15 protein-coding genes are annotated in these 18,771 nt (G+C 49.0%); 7 read left to right on the top strand and 8 right to left on the bottom strand.

Annotated features, from left to right (window positions below; all coding sequences use genetic code 11):
• Window positions 1–164 precede the first annotated feature (164 nt).
• Window positions 165–806, bottom strand: a complete 642-nt coding sequence (locus K9N75_RS13940; RefSeq protein ID WP_224451751.1) for a flavin reductase family protein — start codon at window positions 804–806, stop codon at window positions 165–167.
• A 174-nt stretch (window positions 807–980) separates the two neighbouring features.
• Here K9N75_RS13940 and rlmF point away from each other — a divergent pair, with 174 nt between their 5' ends.
• On the top strand, window positions 981–1,928 hold the full coding sequence (gene rlmF, locus K9N75_RS13935; RefSeq protein ID WP_008813924.1) for a 23S rRNA (adenine(1618)-N(6))-methyltransferase RlmF: 948 nt from the start codon (window positions 981–983) through the stop codon (window positions 1,926–1,928).
• Between the two features lie 60 nt (window positions 1,929–1,988).
• Here the strand turns inward: rlmF and ybiO are convergent, their stop codons facing one another.
• The 5 genes from ybiO to K9N75_RS13910 all read right to left on the bottom strand — a co-directional run bounded on the left by ybiO (window position 1,989) and on the right by K9N75_RS13910 (window position 7,709).
• Entirely contained in the window at window positions 1,989–4,232 is a 2,244-nt protein-coding gene (ybiO, locus tag K9N75_RS13930; RefSeq protein ID WP_114444902.1) for a mechanosensitive channel protein, read from the bottom strand.
• A 249-nt stretch (window positions 4,233–4,481) separates the two neighbouring features.
• Window positions 4,482–5,204, bottom strand: a complete 723-nt coding sequence (glnQ, locus tag K9N75_RS13925; protein ID WP_004089509.1) for a glutamine ABC transporter ATP-binding protein GlnQ — start codon at window positions 5,202–5,204, stop codon at window positions 4,482–4,484.
• A complete protein-coding gene (gene glnP / locus K9N75_RS13920; protein ID WP_004089507.1) occupies window positions 5,201–5,869 on the bottom strand; it encodes a glutamine ABC transporter permease GlnP in 669 nt (222 codons plus the stop codon). Before glnP ends, glnQ begins: the two co-directional genes overlap by 4 nt.
• A 227-nt stretch (window positions 5,870–6,096) precedes the next feature.
• The gene (gene glnH / locus K9N75_RS13915; RefSeq protein ID WP_008813922.1) at window positions 6,097–6,840 is read right to left on the bottom strand and encodes a glutamine ABC transporter substrate-binding protein GlnH; all 744 of its coding nucleotides are present in this window, start codon (window positions 6,838–6,840) and stop codon (window positions 6,097–6,099) included.
• A 434-nt stretch (window positions 6,841–7,274) separates the two neighbouring features.
• Entirely contained in the window at window positions 7,275–7,709 is a 435-nt protein-coding gene (locus K9N75_RS13910) for a nucleotide triphosphate diphosphatase NUDT15 (protein WP_008813921.1), read from the bottom strand.
• 260 nt (window positions 7,710–7,969) lie between these two features.
• Here K9N75_RS13910 and fruB point away from each other — a divergent pair, with 260 nt between their 5' ends.
• The 3 genes from fruB to fruA are packed head-to-tail and all read left to right on the top strand — an operon-like array spanning window position 7,970 to window position 11,750.
• The gene (fruB, locus tag K9N75_RS13905; protein ID WP_061059877.1) at window positions 7,970–9,103 is read left to right on the top strand and encodes a fused PTS fructose transporter subunit IIA/HPr protein; all 1,134 of its coding nucleotides are present in this window, start codon (window positions 7,970–7,972) and stop codon (window positions 9,101–9,103) included.
• A 2-nt stretch (window positions 9,104–9,105) separates the two neighbouring features.
• Window positions 9,106–10,044, top strand: coding sequence for a 1-phosphofructokinase (gene fruK / locus K9N75_RS13900; RefSeq protein WP_004089482.1), 939 nt, complete (start codon window positions 9,106–9,108; stop codon window positions 10,042–10,044).
• Window positions 10,045–10,058: 14 nt separating this feature from the next.
• Window positions 10,059–11,750, top strand: a complete 1,692-nt coding sequence (gene fruA / locus K9N75_RS13895) for a PTS fructose transporter subunit IIBC (protein WP_039187575.1) — start codon at window positions 10,059–10,061, stop codon at window positions 11,748–11,750.
• A gap of 68 nt (window positions 11,751–11,818) precedes the next feature.
• Here fruA and nfo read toward each other — a convergent pair whose 3' ends face one another.
• Together nfo and K9N75_RS13885 are read right to left on the bottom strand one after the other, a co-directional pair.
• Window positions 11,819–12,676 carry a deoxyribonuclease IV gene (gene nfo, locus K9N75_RS13890; protein WP_061059879.1) on the bottom strand — a complete coding sequence of 286 codons (858 nt, stop codon included), beginning with the start codon at window positions 12,674–12,676 and terminating at the stop codon, window positions 11,819–11,821.
• Window positions 12,677–13,542: 866 nt separating this feature from the next.
• The gene (locus K9N75_RS13885; RefSeq protein ID WP_224451750.1) at window positions 13,543–14,631 is read right to left on the bottom strand and encodes a YeiH family protein; all 1,089 of its coding nucleotides are present in this window, start codon (window positions 14,629–14,631) and stop codon (window positions 13,543–13,545) included.
• 667 nt (window positions 14,632–15,298) lie between these two features.
• Between K9N75_RS13885 and K9N75_RS13880 the strand changes: the two genes are divergently transcribed.
• The 3 genes from K9N75_RS13880 to K9N75_RS13870 all read left to right on the top strand — a co-directional run bounded on the left by K9N75_RS13880 (window position 15,299) and on the right by K9N75_RS13870 (window position 18,623).
• On the top strand, window positions 15,299–15,739 hold the full coding sequence (locus tag K9N75_RS13880; protein ID WP_008813916.1) for a universal stress protein: 441 nt from the start codon (window positions 15,299–15,301) through the stop codon (window positions 15,737–15,739).
• Window positions 15,740–16,057: 318 nt separating this feature from the next.
• Window positions 16,058–16,921 carry a DNA-binding transcriptional regulator YeiE gene (gene yieE / locus K9N75_RS13875; protein ID WP_004089624.1) on the top strand — a complete coding sequence of 288 codons (864 nt, stop codon included), beginning with the start codon at window positions 16,058–16,060 and terminating at the stop codon, window positions 16,919–16,921.
• A 217-nt stretch (window positions 16,922–17,138) separates the two neighbouring features.
• Complete coding sequence (locus K9N75_RS13870; protein WP_008813915.1) at window positions 17,139–18,623, top strand: amino acid permease; 1,485 nt, start codon at window positions 17,139–17,141, stop codon at window positions 18,621–18,623.
• Window positions 18,624–18,771: the final 148 nt, after the last annotated feature.

Here is an 18,771-nt window from a genome sequence, read left to right as displayed (position 1 = left end):
GTATGAATTATTCTATTGCTGGGTATTTAATAAAAAATTAAAAATGTTTATCTATTGTGAATTAATATGAGGCTAAAAAGCAGGAAATCGCTGTAAGGTGTTGAAGCCAAAAAGGATAATATAATTGGCTTCTTATATAGAAAGTGTCTGTTTTTTAATCTTCGCTACGTTCTATTTATTGTTGGTCTACGCATATCGAAACGATTTCCATCACTGATTGAGTAATAGGCTGAGGGACCCCCTGCACGCAAAATAGGGTTGGCCGCGGCGGTTTGATATATACCATTCTCATCAAGTAGGTTTTCGGCAATATGAATACCAATCACTTCGCCTAATACTAGCCAAGAGTCAAAGGGCTGACCGTATTGGTCTTGGAGCTGAATGCATTGTGTGAGTTTACATTCAAAATTCACTGGGCTTTCAGCTACCCGAGCAGGCTTAACCCAGCGGCTAGCCAGCATGTTTAACCCTGAAAACACAAATTCATCTTCGCCGTGTGGTAATGATGCCGAGCTTTGATTCATCGCCTCAGCATTATCAAGGGTGGCGAGATTCCATACAAATTCACCGGTTTCACTAATGTTTGCTACGCTGTCTTTCCAGCCGCTACTGGCGAAACCAATCACCGGTGGATGATAGCTGAAGCAGTTGAAAAAACTGTACGGAGCAAGATTGTGTTGTCCATCGCCGCTGATAGAACTTATCCAACCAATAGGACGCGGGCCGATGATGGCATTAAGGGGATCGTGTGCTAATCCGTGGCCTTGGGCGGGCTGATAGCTGTAATACTCAAAGAGTGAAGACATGGCACATCCTTACGCATTCAATAGAGTCAGCAACAGCTTAGCGGGTGTGTTAGTCAGTGTCAGTAGAAACGGGTATACTTCGCCTAATTTCCCTATTCTATACCCTAACTCGTAGCCTATCCGTGCGTGTGGGGCATACATTCATGATGTCTTAATGTTGATCGAAACCGTCGAATGAAAAACCCAAAAAAGAAAAGTTTTCCTGCACAAAAAACCAATTTGCATCCACGTAATCTCCATCGTGAACGCTATGATTTTCCGGCTTTGTGCGAAACCTCGCCAGAGTTAAAGGCCTTTGTTGCGCGTAACCAGTGGGGAGATGACAGCATTGATTTCGCCGATCCGCTGGCGGTGAAAGCGCTGAATAGCGCGCTGTTGCAGCATTTTTATCAGATCGGTCACTGGGATATTCCCGATGGCTATCTGTGCCCACCTATTCCTGGCCGTGCCGATTATCTGCACTATTTGGCTGATGTCCTCGCGTCGGACAATGGCTATCAGGTGCCACGCGGACCTAACGTGTGCATTCTTGATATCGGCGTCGGTGCGAACTGCATCTACCCGCTGATTGGTCAGCATGAGTATGGCTGGCGCTTTACGGGTACCGAGATTGATCCTGTGGCGTTGAAATCTGCGGGTGCGGTTATCAAGGCTAATCCTGAAGCTGCAAAAAATATCCGTCTGCGTCAGCAGCAAGATCCGGCCAAAATCCTGAAAGGGGCAATCAAGGCTGGCGAACACTATGCGGCAACGCTGTGTAATCCCCCATTCCATAGCTCGGCTGAAGAGGCGCTGAATGGTACCCGTCGCAAACTCACTAATCTGGGGCGCGATGCGAGCAAACCGGTGCTGAACTTTGGTGGAAAAGCCGGGGAGCTGTGGTGCGAAGGCGGGGAAGTGGCCTTCATCACCAAAATGATTGAAGAGAGCGAGTCTTACGCTAAACAAGTGGGATGGTTCACCAGTTTAGTCTCTCGCCAAGAGAATCTGCCGGCTATCTATGAGGCTTTAGAAGACGTCGAGGCCTTGGACGTGCGCACCGTAGAGATGTCTCAGGGGCAGAAAGTCAGCCGCTTTGTGGCATGGACATTCCTGCCTGAGAACAAACGTAAAATCCGCTAATCAGCGCTAGCTGAATCAACGGTTTCCTCTCAAGTGATTAGGAGAGGAAACCTGATTTTCCTACGGCGTTATGCCATCTGCACCCTCCAGCGGCGGTAACGCCTTTCTCTGCTGTTCTGCATAGCTGATTTGCACATTCTGATGCGGCGTTTTGATCCCCGCGCGTTGGAAATGTTCTTTAACCAGTTTGTCCAATGCATACTGAATCGTCCATTGCTGTAGCGCGACGGTACGGATCGTCGTGCGTAGAGTGAACGAAATATCATCCAGCTTAACCACACCGTTAAACGCGGGTTCCCCAATCAGTAGGCTTTTCAAACGCGGATTTTCTCGTAGCTCCGCCACGGCCTGTTTCAACACTTCGTTGGCTTTCTCAATATCTTCATCACGGCTAATCACATAGTTGGCACGATAAACCCCAAATTCGCGAGCGTAGTTGGCGACGGTGGTGATTGAGGAGTACGGCACCAGATGATAAACACCATAATCATCGCGCAGGCCGATAGAGCGGATGGTCATCCGTTCAACGGTGCCTGTAATACCAAACACGGTGACGTACTCGCCAGTATTCATACCGTTTTCAAACTGAATAAAAATACCGTTGATAACGTCTTTGACCAGTGTTTGAGCGCCAAAGCTGACCGCTAGGGTGAGAGCCCCCGCGCCAGCCAGCAGGGGGGCGATATTAATGCCGATTTGAGAAAGAATAATCATCACCGTTATGGTCGTGATGACAATGGAAAGCACGTTGCGGAACAGCGTCAGTAAAGTGCGTTCGCGTGCGCCGGGATGCTTGGGGTTATCCATTTCTAAGCTGAGTCGATGTTCGATAATGCTTGCCAGCAGCGTCCAGCCTAATACGGCGATAAACATAATCAGCAGGATATGGATGATGCCGCCAATAATCTTTTCGCCGGTCGCAGAGTCTAGCCATGAACGTAGATTAAAGATATGCCAAGCGTCGAGCAGGAACAGCAGGATCGCGACCACGACGATAAAGCGCATGATCTGTAGCGCGCTGGGAATATAAGAGTTTATCCGACGCTCCAGCATGGGATATTTCAGTTTCATATCGGCCGGTAACGTAATGCGGCGTGAAATCCATCGTGTTAGCAGGCCGGAGACTAAAGCACCGCAGCCAACGACTAACAGGCTTTTAATCGTAGCGTCCATCATGAAGGCGAGGCTGTTACCGGGGTCGAACTGAGAAAGTAAAAACAGCACGAGAAAATAGCCAATCGCTAACAGATGCCAGACGTGAGACAGCGCGTGTAAGAACATGCCGAAAAACGCCAGAGAACGGTTGCCTAGCGCGGTGATTTCTTTCTGAATAGGTGTGCGATTTATCAGTATCAGCCCAATGGCATAGACCGTTAGCGCCAGCATAATACAGAAGTTAACGAGAACCCCCACCGAGGTGCCTAACTGAGCGTTAGTGATGGGAACGACGACCATCAGCCCATAGCCAATAAGACCACTTAGCCACGCAAGTCGCGTATTCCAATATTTGGCCGTAGCGTCGCTAAAAGGGAACGGACGCAGATAGTCAAATTTAGGGGCAAAGATCAGACGTAAGACGGCCTTAAAAAACTCAATAAGCGCAAAAGCATTCAGAAATAGCGTTTGTTGGCGCATGACCGCAGGGCTGTTGTGACCAAACGAATTGCTGCCAAACGAGGCGGCGATAATATTGCCCGCCGTAATGCAAAATAGCAGGATCAGTAAATCAATAATAAACGCACTTAAGATGGCGGTTGGGCGTCGTGCCCAATCCACACGCTTTTCGCGCGCTTTATGTCCCCAACTGCCGATGCGCTTATAAAACGGGGTGGCAAAAAAACGGATTGATAAGAAAATGGCAAAGGTCACTGCCACGGTGAGCAGAAAGTGACTTAGCGCAGGCCAAAATGTGTCAGGGTTAAACGCCTTATGTGGCGGCGCTTTTAGCGTGGTGACAACGTTATTCAGCTTATTTTGAGCCGCGGCCAGATAACCCTGAACCGTGGTGTCGAGTTGCTCAGCAAAAGAGTCTGAGCGTGGTGGCGCCGTGGTCTCTTTGTTTAATGGAGGCGTGGGTGGTTTGCCTGTTTTGGCGCTGTCGCGTAGTTCAGCAATCAGTGCATCGCGGCTGGAGGCGTCAGACAGAATATCGGCCAGAGCCGTATAGGCGGCTTTTGAATCGCTGTTTTTAGCGGCGTCAGCCGCATTTGCGCTGCTTATCGCACCGGTGAATGAAAAGAGTAAGGCAAAAACGAAAAGCCAGTAGCGTAAGAAAGTGGGGATAAGGCGGGCTCCCTGTGACATAAAAAGACTCCATTAAATAAGCTTACAACGCTGCTCGGTGATGGGGATTGCGGTAAAAAAAGCAGACGGCTGATTATTTGACGCCGTCAAACTGCGGTGTTGATGAGGCTAAACGGTGTTAAGTATAGGAATAGTGAACCGGTTTTGCTGAGTATCCGTGAGCGATTCGTGCGTAATACGCATGCAGCCGTAGTGGACAAAAAAGTAAGGGCGCTTAAAAGCGCCCTTGAGATGAGGTACTTAGTATTATCAGGAAACGTGCTGTAGGAATTCGCGCAGACGGTCGCTTGGCGGATGACTGATTAGCGCGTCAGGTTCGCCATCTTCAGTGATGCGGCCTTTGTCCACGAAGATCAGGCGCGAGGCCACTTTCTGTGCGAAGCCAATTTCGTGCGTCACGATAACCATCGTCATGCCTTCTTCAGCCAGATCCTTCATGACCGTCAACACTTCATGACGTAACTCAGGATCGAGTGCAGAGGTGGGCTCGTCAAACAGCATCATCTTGGGCTTAACCGCCAGCGCACGAGCGATCGCCACACGTTGCTGTTGCCCACCAGAAAGTTCAGATGGATAGTGATCGGCGCGTTCAGACAGGCCCACTTTTGCCAGTAGTTCACGCGCACGCTTTTCTGCATCTTCTTTCTTCATGTGGCGAACACGCGTCGGGCCAAACATGACGTTCTCAAGTGCGGTTAGGTGCGGGAACAGATAAAACTGCTGAAACACCATGCCCGCTTCTTGACGAATCAGACGCTCGTCAACTTTCGGATCGTTCACGTCCATGCCATCAACCAGTAGCTGACCGGCGCTGATTTCTTCCAGCTTGTTGATACAGCGCAGCAGCGTTGATTTCCCTGAACCTGATGGGCCGATGATGACAACCACCTCGCCCTGATTGATGTTCAGATTAATGTCATGCAGAACCGCAGTCTGACCGAAGCTTTTATCAACATGTTTAAATTCAATCATATTATTTTCAATCTTCTTTCCAGACGACGTAATACATAGCTCAGTGCCAGCGTGATGATCAGATAAATCACGGCGACTGCGCTCCAAATCTCCATTGCGCGGAAGTTACCGGCAATAATTTCCTGTCCCTGACGAGTTAATTCGGCGACGCCAATAACGATAAACAGGGATGTGTCCTTGATGCTTACAATCCACTGGTTACCCAACGGCGGCAACATGCGGCGTAGCGCCAGTGGCATAATGACGTAGCGCAGGGTATCGCGTTTGGAAAGGCCTAGTGCTAAACCTGCTTCACGGAAGCCATTATGAATAGAAAGTACAGCTCCGCGTGTAATTTCAGCAATATAGGCGCCAGAGTTAATCATGATCGTCACGACCGCCGCGGTGAGCGGATCGATACGCACTTGCATGAATGCTTGTAGCATCATCGGCAGGGCGAAGTAGATGAACATAACCTGAACGACGATAGGTGTACCGCGGATAAGCTCAATAAAGACCAGCGCGATATGGTTGCTCAGCCAGCCACCGTACGCTCGGGCAAAACCCGCGACGAGGCCGATAACCAAGCCACCTAACAGCCCGACGATAGATATCCATAGCGTCAGCTTGGCACCTTCGAGCAGGATAGGGAAAGCGTCCCAAATGGCGCTCCATTCAAACTGCATGTTGTATTCTCCTGGAAACTTTGCCCATTTATACTCGTCGTACTTGAATTTGCCCCTTTTGGGTCAGCGCAAGCGCTGTTCAAAGGCTGAAGCCTTTTGTGATGCAATTCCAAGGATGGTGAGTATAGAAAGTTCTATCGGGCAATTACTTCAACTATTTACCCATTACCGCCAATATCGCGGAGGGACAAATCCCCCCGGATAAATTCATTAAATTTTTATTGGTTTTATTTCGGTTCTACGCCAAACCATTTTTTGTAAATTTCGTTGTAGGTGCCATTTTCACGCAGCGTTTTCAGCGCGCCATTTACTTTTTCACGCAGGTCGCTGCCTTTAGGGAACGCGATGCCATACTGTTGTGCTTCTAGAGAATCACCCACGGCTTTGAACTGGCCATGACCGGCGGTTTTGATGAAGTACAGGATATTTGGCGTGTCGTGCAGTACCGCGTCGGCGTTGCCAGTACCTAACTCCAGATAGGCGTTATCGATATTTGGGAACTGACGCAAATCCTTGGTTTTGATGTTGGCTTTGGCGTAATCAACGCCCGCAGTGCCGCTCTTAACGGCGACCACTTTGCCATCCAGATCTTTCACACTTTTCACGTCGTTATTGTCTTTCTTCACCATTACCAGCAGACCGCTGTTGTAGTAGCCATCAGAGAAGTCGATCGCTTTTTTGCGTTCGTCAGTGATGCTGATGCCCGCCAGCGCCAAATCGACGTTACGAGTTTGCAGACCAGGGATAATCCCGCTGAAATCCATTGGCTTCAGGGTATAAGAAAGGTTTAACTGCTTAGCGATGGCATCCCACAGATCGATATCGAAGCCAACGTATTTATCACCCTGTTTGAATTCGAAAGGAACAAATGCCGTATCCGTAGCAACGATAAGCTGTTTTTCAGCGGCGTGAGAACTCATGGCAAGAGCTAAGGTAAGAGCAGCTACAGATGCTTTAATTATAGATTTCATAAGCAAAAATTCCTTAAATTTCGGGATAGCCCATTGGTGTGTACCTGATTGACAATGAAAGAATCATGCCAACTATTTATATTCTATGCATATCAAATGGTTATCAGATGGTGTGGATAGAGATTAACCCATAAAGGTCAGGCTAAACCTGTGGGCGCATTGTTTTGGTGCCCTTTTTTGGTGCATCGAATTCCCAAATGGTGCACCGCAGTAGATTTAAGGGAAAAACACAGGATTCACAATCTATATTTAACAATTTTGTTTCAGTTGTGATAACTAAATCTAACTTTTGTTCATCGAAGGGATTGTTTTGCACTAAAATGGTGCGATGGGGTGGCGTTGGACAAACCCGTGAGAAAACGAAAAGCGAGTAGATGATGACATCTAAGCACCTACTCGCGCTGCACATCAGGGGTTTTATTGAATGCAGGGTGTCAGGCGTTATTGGCCGCCGACGGGAGGTAAAACTCACCATTCAGCCATAGGTGAATACCATTACGACAGGCTTCAAAGCAGGGTTCTGGCATGCGTTGTGGATTACACCAACGCCACTGCTCGCATTTTTCTGGTTCGCGTAACTGGGGCTCACCGCGAACATAGGTGGCTACCATAATCATGGAGACGCTATGGACGCCTTCATCTAACCAAGTGGCTAAATTATTGGTCACGCCGATCAAACGTGGTTCGGTAACGATAAGGCCCGTTTCTTCTTCAACTTCGCGGATCGCTGCTTGCTCGAAAGTTTCGCCTTCCTCAACATGCCCGCCGGGGATCGACCAGAATGGTGCATGGCTGCCACAACGTTTTCCCAGTAGCACCTGACCTTGTGGATTAGCGATAATGACGCCAACGCCGACTTTTACTGCCATTAGTTTTCTCCATCAGCAAACTTCAGCAAATTATCTCAGCTTCATACTTTTAATGACAGCACTTCAGCAAAAGTGTGCTGTCCCTCAAAAAACGAAAATAACATTCATCGAATATCTTGCTTATAAAAAGGGCAGAGGCCAAACTCATCGAAACGATTCAGCGTTGTATTCGATCTGTTTTAGAAAATACAGCGCGATTTTTTTAAAACATAGCTGAAACGATTCAACCATAAATTTTGCCCAGTGTGAGAGGAGCGTTTATGTTTCACCTGTCCCCACAAGATATACATCTTGCCGCTTCGGCGAGTAATAAAGAAGAAGCAATTCAACAAATTGCAGCTGCACTGACTCAGGCTGGGTATGTAAGCGAAGGCTATGTGCAGGGTATGCTTAATCGTGAAAAACAGACCTCGACCTATCTTGGTAGCGGCATCGCGATCCCACACGGTACCACCGATACCCGCGATATGGTGCTGAAAACCGGAGTCAAGGTTTTCCAGTTTCCACAGGGCGTTGAGTGGAGCGAAGGCCAGCGTGCTTACGTCGTTATCGGTATTGCTGCGCGCTCTGATGAACATCTCGCATTGTTGCGTCAACTGACACATGTGCTGAGTGATGACAGCGTTGCACAGCAGATGGCACAAACTACTTCAGCAGAAGAGTTACGTAGCCTGTTGATGGGAGAGCGTAGCGTGGCGGCCTTTCGTTTCGACGCGGGAATGGTCACGCTGGATATCAACGCCGATAGCCTGATGACGTTACAGGCTATCAATGCGGGTCGTTTGCAACAGGCCGGTGCGGTCAATGCAGAATTTGTTAGCGACGTGATTACGCGTCAGCCGCTGAATCTTGGTCAAGGTATTTGGCTAAGCGACAGTGCGTTGGGCAATCAGGCTAGCGCCGCGGCCGCCGCTCGGCCTCAGACTCCGTTTGACGTGGATGGCGAGAAAGTGGGTTTGTTGCTGACGGTTGCCATGGCGGATGCACAGCCAGAAGGCATGCTGGGGTATTTGAGCACCTTATTGCAGAACAATCAGGCCGAGCGCTTGCTGAAAGCGACGGATGCCGCCGCCTTGGTGGCGTTACTGACCAGCGAAGTGGCTGAAGAAGATTCTGTGCTTAGCGCGGAGTTCGTTCTGCGCAACGAGCATGGCCTGCATGCGCGTCCGGGGACGCTGCTGGTGAATACTATTAAGAAATTTGAAAGCCAGATCACCGTAACAAACCTCGATGGTTCTGGCGTTCCTGCTAATGGGCGCAGCCTGATGAAAGTTGTCGCGCTGGGCGTTAAAAAAGGTCATCGCCTGCGTTTCACTGCTAATGGTAGCGACGCAGCGCAAGCATTAGAAGCAATCGGTCAGGCTATCAATGATGGTCTAGGCGAAGGGGCATAAGAATGAGTAGAAGAGTTGCAACAATTACCTTAAATCCAGCCTATGACTTGGTTGGTTACTGCGCCGAGATTGAACGTGGTGAGGTTAACCGCGTTCAGACTGCAGGCCTTCATGCGGCAGGTAAAGGGATCAACGTTGCCAAAGTATTAAAAGATCTTGGTATCGACGTGACCGTGGGTGGTTTTCTCGGTAAAGAGAATCAGGATGGCTTTCAGCAGTTGTTCAGCGAGCTGGGTATTGCGAACCGTTTTCAGGTCGTAGCCGGTCGTACGCGTATCAACGTTAAACTGACTGAAAAAGACGGCGAAGTTTCTGACTTCAACTTTTCTGGTTTTGAAGTGACCAAGCCGGACTGGGAGCGTTTCGTTAATGACTCTCTGAGCTGGTTGGGACAGTTTGATATGGTTTGCGTGAGTGGCAGTTTGCCAGCGGGCGTTGATCCTGATGATTTCACCGATTGGATGCGCCGTCTGCGCAGCCAATGCCCATGTATTATTTTTGACAGCAGCCGTGAAGCGTTAGTTGCTGGTTTGAAAGCGGCGCCTTGGCTGGTGAAGCCGAACCGTCGCGAGCTGGAGATCTGGGCGGGGCGTGAGTTGCCAACCTTAGACGATGTGGTCGGTGCGGCACATGCGTTGCGCGATCAGGGCATTGCACACGTGGTTATCTCTCTCGGTGCTGAAGGGGCGCTGTGGGTTAATGCATCCGGCGCATGGCTGGCTAAGCCACCAGCGTGTGAAGTGGTTAGCACCGTGGGTGCAGGGGATTCCATGGTAGGTGGCTTGATTTACGGCCTAATGATGCGTGAGTCCAGCGAACACACCCTGCGTTTGGCAACTGCCGTTGCCGCGTTGGCCGTCAGCCAGAGTAATGTAGGAATTGCCGATCGTACACAACTGGCAGCCATGATGGCGCGTGTTGACCTGAAGCCTTTTAATTAATTGAGGATGGCCACATGAAAACCTTACTGTTAACCGAAGGCGCTCAGGGGCAGGCTCGTAGCTACCTCGCCAAGCGCATGTTAGAAAGTGTTGCAGCTAAACTGGATATCACGCTACTTGATGCTGCTCAGGATGCTGAACTGATCATCGTTATCGGTGACGAGCAGCCACAGGATACCGCATTCAATGGCAAACGCCTGTTTATTGGCAGTGCTGAGAAAGCGATTCGTGAGCCGGAAGCGTTTTTAGCTCAGGCGATGGCTGAAGCGCAATCTTACCAGTATACCAGTGCTACCGCGGCAGCACCGGCCAAAGGCCAGATGCGTATTGTGGCCGTTACCGCTTGCCCGACGGGTGTTGCACATACCTTTATGGCTGCTGAAGCTATTGAAGCAGAAGCTAAAAAACGTGGTTGGTGGGTTAAAGTAGAAACCCGCGGTTCAGTCGGTGCGGGTAACGAAATTACCCCTGAGGAAGTTGCCGCTGCGGATTTGGTCATTGTCGCTGCTGATATCGAAGTTGATCTGAATAAATTCTCAGGTAAGCCGATGTATCGCACCACCACCGGTTTGGCATTGAAGAAAACGGCTCAGGAGCTGGACAAAGCGCTGGTGGAGTCTGAAACCTTTACCGCGCAGAAATCTTCTTCAACGGCTTCCTCGTCTAAGAAAAAAGAGGCTGTGGGGGCCTATCGCCACCTGCTGACCGGCGTATCTTACATGCTGCCAATGGTGGTGGCGGGCGGCCTGTGTATCGCGCTGTCGTTTGTATTTGGGATCGAAGCGTTTAAACAAGAGGGTACGCTGGCAGCGGCGTTAATGCAGATTGGCGGTGGTTCTGCATTTGCGTTGATGGTGCCTGTTTTGGCTGGATACATCGCGTTTTCCATTGCCGACCGTCCGGGTTTAACGCCAGGTTTGATCGGTGGTATGTTGGCTGTAAGCACCGGTGCTGGCTTCTTGGGAGGGATTATTGCAGGTTTCCTCGCGGGGTATGTGGCCAAATTAATTAGCACTAAGCTGCATTTGCCACAGAGTATGGAAGCTCTGAAACCTATCCTGATTATTCCGTTGATAGCGAGTTTGATTACAGGCTTAGCGATGATTTATATCGTCGGTAAACCTGTTGCTGCCATCATGGAAGGTTTGACTCATTGGCTGCAAGCGATGGGGACGGCTAACGCCGTGATCTTAGGCGCGATTTTGGGCGCGATGATGTGTACCGACATGGGCGGTCCGGTCAACAAAGCCGCTTATGCCTTTGGTGTTGCGCTGCTGAGTACTCAGACCTATGCACCAATGGCGGCGATCATGGCTGCGGGTATGGTTCCACCGCTGGCTATGGGGTTTGCAACGCTGGTAGCGCGTAATAAATTTGCTCAAAGCGAACGTGAAGGTGGTAAAGCGGCGCTGGTTCTGGGCTTGTGCTTTATCTCTGAAGGGGCGATTCCCTTTGCCGCGCGTGACCCAATGCGTGTCCTACCGTGCTGTATTGCCGGTGGCGCGCTGACCGGTGCTTTGTCCATGTTCTTTGGCGCTAAGCTGATGGCTCCACACGGTGGCTTGTTCGTACTGTTGATTCCTGGTGCTATTACACCGGTAATTCAGTATCTTATCGCGATTGTGGCGGGTACGCTTCTGGCAGGGGGCTTATATGCTCTGCTGAAACGCCCAGACGTGGAAATTGCGGAAGAGAAATTGGCTTAAGCTTAGGTGATAGCTGAAATGAAAACGGGTGCCCCAGTGGCACCCGTTTTACTATGGGATACTCTGAGTTACGCTGCATTCTCCGCAACTTCTTGCGATTTCAGCCACGCAATCTCTTCAGCCCAAATGTCTGGATTTACGGTTTCCAGAATCAATGGAATACCGTCAAAGCGTGGATCACGCATAATCCAGCTAAACGCGGTTTTACCAATGTTGCCTTCGCCAAGGCTATGGTGCCGGTCTACGCGACTGTCAAAGGCACTTTTGGCATCATTGAGATGCATGCCGCGCAGATAGTTAAAGCCAACAATACGCTCAAAGTTTGCAAAGGTTTTGCTGCACTCTTCTTCGGTACGCAAATCATAGCCTGCCGCAAATGCATGACAGGTATCAATACATACACCGACGCGTGATTTGTCTTCTACACCATCAATAATGGCGGCCAGATGCTCAAAGCGGAAACCGAGATTGCTTCCTTGTCCCGCTGTATTTTCTATCACTGCGGTAACGCCCTGCGTTTTATCTAACGCAATATTGATAGATTCAGCAATGCGGGCGAGGCATTTATCCTCATCAATTTGCATCAGATGACTGCCTGGATGGAAATTCAGCAATGTCAGCCCAAGCTCGGAGCAACGTTCTAACTCATCGATGAACGCTTCGCGGGATTTTTCCAGAGCCTCTTCAACCGGATGACCGAGGTTAATCAAGTAGCTGTCGTGAGGTAGAATTTGTTCTGGCTGGTAGTGGTATTGCGCACATGCAGATTTAAATTTATCAATCACTTCAGCCGTTAACGGGGCGGCTTTCCACTGACGTTGGTTCTTGGTAAATAATGCAAAGGCAGTGGCTTCCAATTCGTGCGCACGAATGACGGCCTGATCAACGCCGCCGGAGGCGCTGACATGGGCTCCAACAAATTTCATTGCTCTTCTCCTCTTTTATGGGGGCATTATGGCATTGATGTGGGGATGGTGTAAGGTTTCATACGCTTAGAGCACTGAAATCTGCATGAGGGCGGTTATGGTTTCGTACGCCTAAGGCACTGAAATCTACATGAGAACTGTGTAAGGTTTCGTACGCCTAATACACTGAAATCTACATGCACTCCGTGCAGGCGTCCGAGTTGGGGGGCCAATCACTGCCCCCCAACACCCCAGCTTGGCACCGTCCTTCAGCCTGCTTCGCAGGTATCCGAATCTCGTCATTCCGGCCTTAACGGAACGAACGGCAATCGCGAGTATTCGGCGCATCCCTGCGCCTCACCCCTACGGGGCTAACGCAAGCGTTGTTCAAATTTGCTCCAGGCAAATTTGTCCTGGCTCCTCCGTTCTTTCGCCGACGTCCTTGTCGGCGAATCCTAGCCTACATTCCTCTCTTCGGCTGAAGAACAACGTGCCGGAAAAGGTCAACGTCAAAACCAAAAGATAAAATCAAAACCTTCTTTGGGTTTTAGTTTAAGTAGTCGTAGGGAGAGCCGGCACGACAGGGATGTCGTGACGGAGTTTGGGGCGCCCGGGATGGGCGATACCAAACCGGAGCGGAGATGGCGTCTCGGATAAAAGCGCGCGAGTTGAGAGCCCCCGCGCAACGGGGCTCTCATCGGTCGCCTTCGCAGTGGGTTCATGGAAACGCATTTGCTGACTGGCGAACGAAACATTTCACAGCTGCTTCATAAACGACAGGCGGGCGGAATATTACACAGTAGTCACATCAACGACAGCCGAACGAAGCCGTTCACAGGGCTTCCATAGGATATTGGCTGATTGGCGGGCGCAAGCGCCTACTACAATTACACCCACATCCCCACAAAGTGATTAATCAACGCACCACCGACAACCAGCCACACGAATAAAATACTGGCCAGCAAAATAGGTTTAATACCCGCCTGACGGATGGCGCTGATATGTGTCGTTAACCCTAAAGCAGCCATCGCCATGGCGAGTAGGATGGTGTCCAGTGTGATCAACTGGTGTACCAGCTCAACAGGGAGCAAGTCAAAAGAGTTAAATCCAGCGACTACAATAAACAGCACCGCAAACCATGGGATCGTGATGGCAGATTTTTGCTTAGTTGCATTTTGTTTGTTACTTGGCATGCTGCGGGCAATAAAACTCGACAAAATGACCAAGAACGGTGCCAGCATCATCACGCGGATCATTTTGGTGATAACGGCGGCGTTACCGGTCTCATCGCTGATCGCACGGCCAGCGGCGACGACCTGTGCCACCTCATGGATCGTTGAACCAATGTAGATACCAAAGCCTTCCTGAGTGGTTTGCAGCCACTGGTAATGCTCGTTAAGTTGGTATAACCACGGGTAGAAAAAGATGGCGATGGTGCCGAAAATGACGACGGTAGAAACCGCTACGGCGACTTTACTGGCATCGGCTTTGACCACAGGTTCAGTGGCCATCACGGCAGCAGCGCCACAAATGCTACTACCGGCACCAATCAACATCACGGTTTGGCTGTCCATACCAAATACTTTTCGCCCCACCCACATGGCGAGCAGGAAAGTGGATGTCAGCGTAATAGCATCAGTAACGATCCCCGTCATACCCACATCAGCGATTTGCTGAAAGGTCAGTCTGAATCCGTACAGGATTATCCCCAGACGCAGAAGTTTTTGCTTGGAGAGGTGTACGCCAACGGCGCAGGCCCCTTCAATGCGTGGATAGAGGGTGTTACCTAAAATAATACCGAAAATAATTGCCAGCGTGAGTGCGCCGAAACCGAGGTTTTCAACCCACGGAATATTGCCAGCCCACATAGCAACCGCAGTGATAACACCGGCAAGCAGTAGCCCTGGAAGCAAATTGCCCAGAGCATGAAGATAGCGGGGAGAGTTTTTGTGTTCAAAAGCACTGTTTGCGTGCATAGACCTCTTACCTATAACCCTATTTCTGATGCGGTAAGAGTAGTGGGGCAGGGCTTAAAAATGAAATTGATTATATATTTATAACCTAACGGTATAAGTGGTAAGTGGCGGTGTTTCTCCTGGCTGACAGAGAAGAATGTCGCCGTCAGCCATGAGCACTAGCGGTGATGGTTCCCGCCATTGCCAGAATGTCCGTGAGAGTGTCCACCATAATGGGGGGCATTGCTGCCTTGGTGCCAGTCGTAATGTGGTGGTGGGGCATGATGGCCGCGATGATCTGCAACAATGCATCCGCTTAATGATGATGAAATTAATAATAATGCTGCTATTTTTAACATGCTTTTCATTTTATAACGCCTACCAGAGTGGTTATTACTGTGGCAGATTAAATCGGCAAAGAATGCCTCAATATAGGTTTTATCTTAAATGGGTGTTTTTATAATTAATTGATTTCTTTAAATAAAGTCAATCACATTAAATGTGATGGAAAAATGAAGAAATAAAGTATTTATTATGGATATTGTCTGATGACTGGCCTAAACACTATCGGATTTATTTTATGGTTTGTCGGGCATCACACTTTTGGTGCTGTAATATCAATCAATGGGTTAAATATGCTATTACAGAGATGAGAAATAAAAAAAGCCCTTGCTGAAGGAGACGATAAATGGATTATGCGTACAAAATGATTCTTGTTCCTATCGATATTGAAGAGCCAAAGCTAACCGAAGGCGCGCTTAACCATGCTGCCTATTTAGCCAAAATGTCGCAGGCGAAAATTCGGCTTATGAACGTGCGCCCTTCGATTCCTACCTATTATATGGGGGAACATCCACAGCAACTGATTAAAATTCAAGATGATGCAACTAATAAGGTTCAGAAAGAGTTAGAGGCGTTAGCCTCTACGCTTGATGTATCGGCCGATCAGGTTTCTGTGGTGGTGACCTGGGGCTCTATTTACGATGAAATTTTGAAAGAAGCAGAAGTGTGTGGCGCGGATTTAATCGTGGTGGGATCGCGTCGCCCAACCATGTCGACTTACCTGATTGGCTCTAACGCGGCGCGCGTGGTTCGCCATGCTAAAACATCGGTATTGGTTGTCCGTTAAACGCGGTTAAAAGAATGCTCTCCGTGGTTGTTTTCCGTACAAATAATCACGGGGAGTCACGCGGGTAAAATGAATAGCCGTGTAAGTTCTTCTTATCTTCCGAAAGCACGCGATAATGATTCACTCAATGCTTTAATCTTGTGGTTATCCGCGCTTTATCTATATTTACGTTAAGTCTGCTATAAATAGGGATATTCGCGTTATACTTCCCTGCATCTCTCGTCCTCCTAAACCTGCTACTGAGCTTATCTCATGAGATTTGGGCTGATTTAGAGCATATCTCTTATAAATATACTGTGACTTTTTCGGATCTCTTTTATGCATATTACTCTGCGCCAGCTGGAAGTATTTACTGAAGTATTGAAGAGCGGTTCCACCACTCAGGCTTCTCATATGTTGTCCTTATCCCAATCGGCGGTGAGCGCAGCATTATCTGATTTAGAAACCCAACTTTCAGTGCGTTTATTCGATCGCGTAGGGAAGCGCTTGGTCGTTAATGAGCACGGACGTCTTCTTTATCCTAAAGCGATGGCGTTGTTAGAGCAGGCCGGAGAGATTGAACATCTGTTTCAAAGCGAAGCAGGCGCTTTACGTATCGCCGCGAGTAGCACTATCGGTAATTATATTCTGCCAAAAATGATTGCGAACTATCGTCGTGATTTTCCTGTCGCGCCTTTAGAGTTAAACGTGGGTAACAGCAGAGATGTGATTAATGCGGTTGCTGATTTTCGCGTTGATCTTGGGTTGATTGAAGGTCCTTGTCATATGCCTGATTTGCTGACGCATACTTGGCAACAGGACGAGTTAGTGGTTTTTGCGGCTCCCGACCATCCATTATTGCAGATGCCGATTACGTTGGAGTCGCTGGCACAGGCACCGTGGATCCTGCGTGAAAGCGGTTCAGGTACCCGTGAAGTAGTCGAGCATATTTTGCTGTCACATTTGCCGCACTTCGATTTGGTGATGGAGTTGGGGAATTCTGAAGCTATCAAGCACGCAGTTCGCTATGGCATCGGTATTAGTTGTTTATCGCGCCGAGTCATCGAAGAGCAGTTGCAGACGGGCGTATTAGTGGAAGTTCCTGTGCCATTGCCGCGTTTAAATCGCGCGCTTTATCTCATCCATCATCGTCAAAAGCATATTTCCAAGGCACTTGAGCGTTTTCTTAGCTATTGCGATTAACGCTAGGAATGTGCCAAGCGGCACAATTCATCTTTTGCTGTCGGTGATAGCAGATAAACAAATTGTCGCTACACTTAACAGTGGATTAACAGCTGACGCTAATAATCCACAGGCAATCATGAAGCTCTCTAATAAGATCAGATTGTTACTTTATGCAGGGGCCGGATTTGTTACAATTCGTCCTCTTTAATAATTATAGAGCAGATATAGGGTTCTAATGGCTCAGACAAACACTAAGACCTCCTCCACGGGGCGAGCACCGGCGCTGCGCCGGGAGTTAAAAGCGCGGCATCTGTCGATGATTGCTATCGGCGGTTCTATCGGTACTGGGCTATTTGTTGCATCAGGTGCTACCGTTTCTCAAGCAGGCCCAGGCGGCGCACTGCTTTCCTATATCATCATCGGTTTGATGGTGTATTTCTTAATGACCAGTTTGGGTGAGCTGGCGGCGTTTATGCCGGTATCCGGTTCATTCTCTACCTATGGCTCTCGCTACGTAGAAGAGGGCTTCGGCTTTGCTCTGGGCTGGAACTATTGGTACAACTGGGCTGTAACTATCGCAGTGGACTTGGTTGCCGCGCAGCTTGTGATGGGGTATTGGTTCCCCGACACGCCAGGCTGGATTTGGAGTGCGCTGTTCCTCGGCCTGATGTTCTTGCTGAACTATATTTCTGTGAAAGGCTTTGGCGAAGCAGAGTATTGGTTCTCATTGATTAAAGTGACCACGGTAATCATTTTCATCATTGTCGGTGTTGCGATGATTGTGGGGATTCTGAAAGGGGGCGAACACGCAGGATTCCATAACTGGACTATCGGTGACGCGCCGTTTGCCGGTGGTTTCGCATCGATGATTGGCGTGGCGATGATTGTCGGTTTCTCTTTCCAAGGTACTGAGCTGATTGGTATCGCGGCAGGTGAATCTAAAGATCCGGGTAAAAACATTCCAATGGCGATCCGTCAGGTGTTCTGGCGTATTCTGCTGTTCTATGTGTTGGCGATTCTGATTATTAGCCTGATCATTCCTTATACCGATCCAAACCTGCTGCGTAACGACGTTAAAGATATATCGGTGAGTCCGTTCACGTTGGTATTCCAGAATGCGGGCTTACTGTCAGCGGCAGCGGTGATGAACGCGGTTATCTTGACGGCGGTGCTGTCTGCGGGTAACTCAGGTATGTATGCTTCTACGCGCATGCTGTTTACCTTGGCTTCTGAGGGCAAAGCGCCGCGCATTTTTGCTAAACTTTCTGCTGGTGGTGTGCCGCGTAACGCGCTGTATGCAACGACGGTAGTGGCGGGACTGTGCTTCTTAACGTCGATGTTTGGTAACCAAGAAGTTTATCTGTGGCTGCTGAATACCTCGGGGATGACGGGTTTCATTGCATGGTTGGGGATTGCGATTAGTCATTATCGCTTCCGCCGCGGCTATGTGAAGAAAGGTTTAGATCTGAACGCGTTGCCATACCTGTCAGGTTTCTTCCCTGTCGGACCGATTTTTGCCTTCGTATTATGCCTGATTATTACTTTAGGTCAGAACTATGAAGCGTTTCTGGATGACCGTATCGACTGGTACGGTGTAACGGCAACCTATATTGGACTGCCACTGTTCTTGATCATCTGGTTTGGTTACAAATTGGTGAAGGGTACTCACTTTGTTTCCTACAGTGAGATGGAATTCCCCATCACAAAGATTGATGACTAGTTAGTCATTTATTGACAGAAAAAGGCAGCCCTTGGGCTGCCTTTTTTGATCGTGATGCTGCCTCATCTCATAGGATATGATTGATGAATCAGCAATAATTTTTTTTGAATCAAAATTCCATCATTTATTAGAGAGTTATGGTGTGAAG

The organism is Hafnia paralvei, assembly GCF_020150375.1.
Taxonomy (GTDB): domain Bacteria; phylum Pseudomonadota; class Gammaproteobacteria; order Enterobacterales; family Enterobacteriaceae; genus Hafnia; species Hafnia paralvei.
The sequence above is the reverse complement of the archived record's forward strand: the minus strand, read 5'-3'. Positions and strand labels throughout refer to the sequence as shown.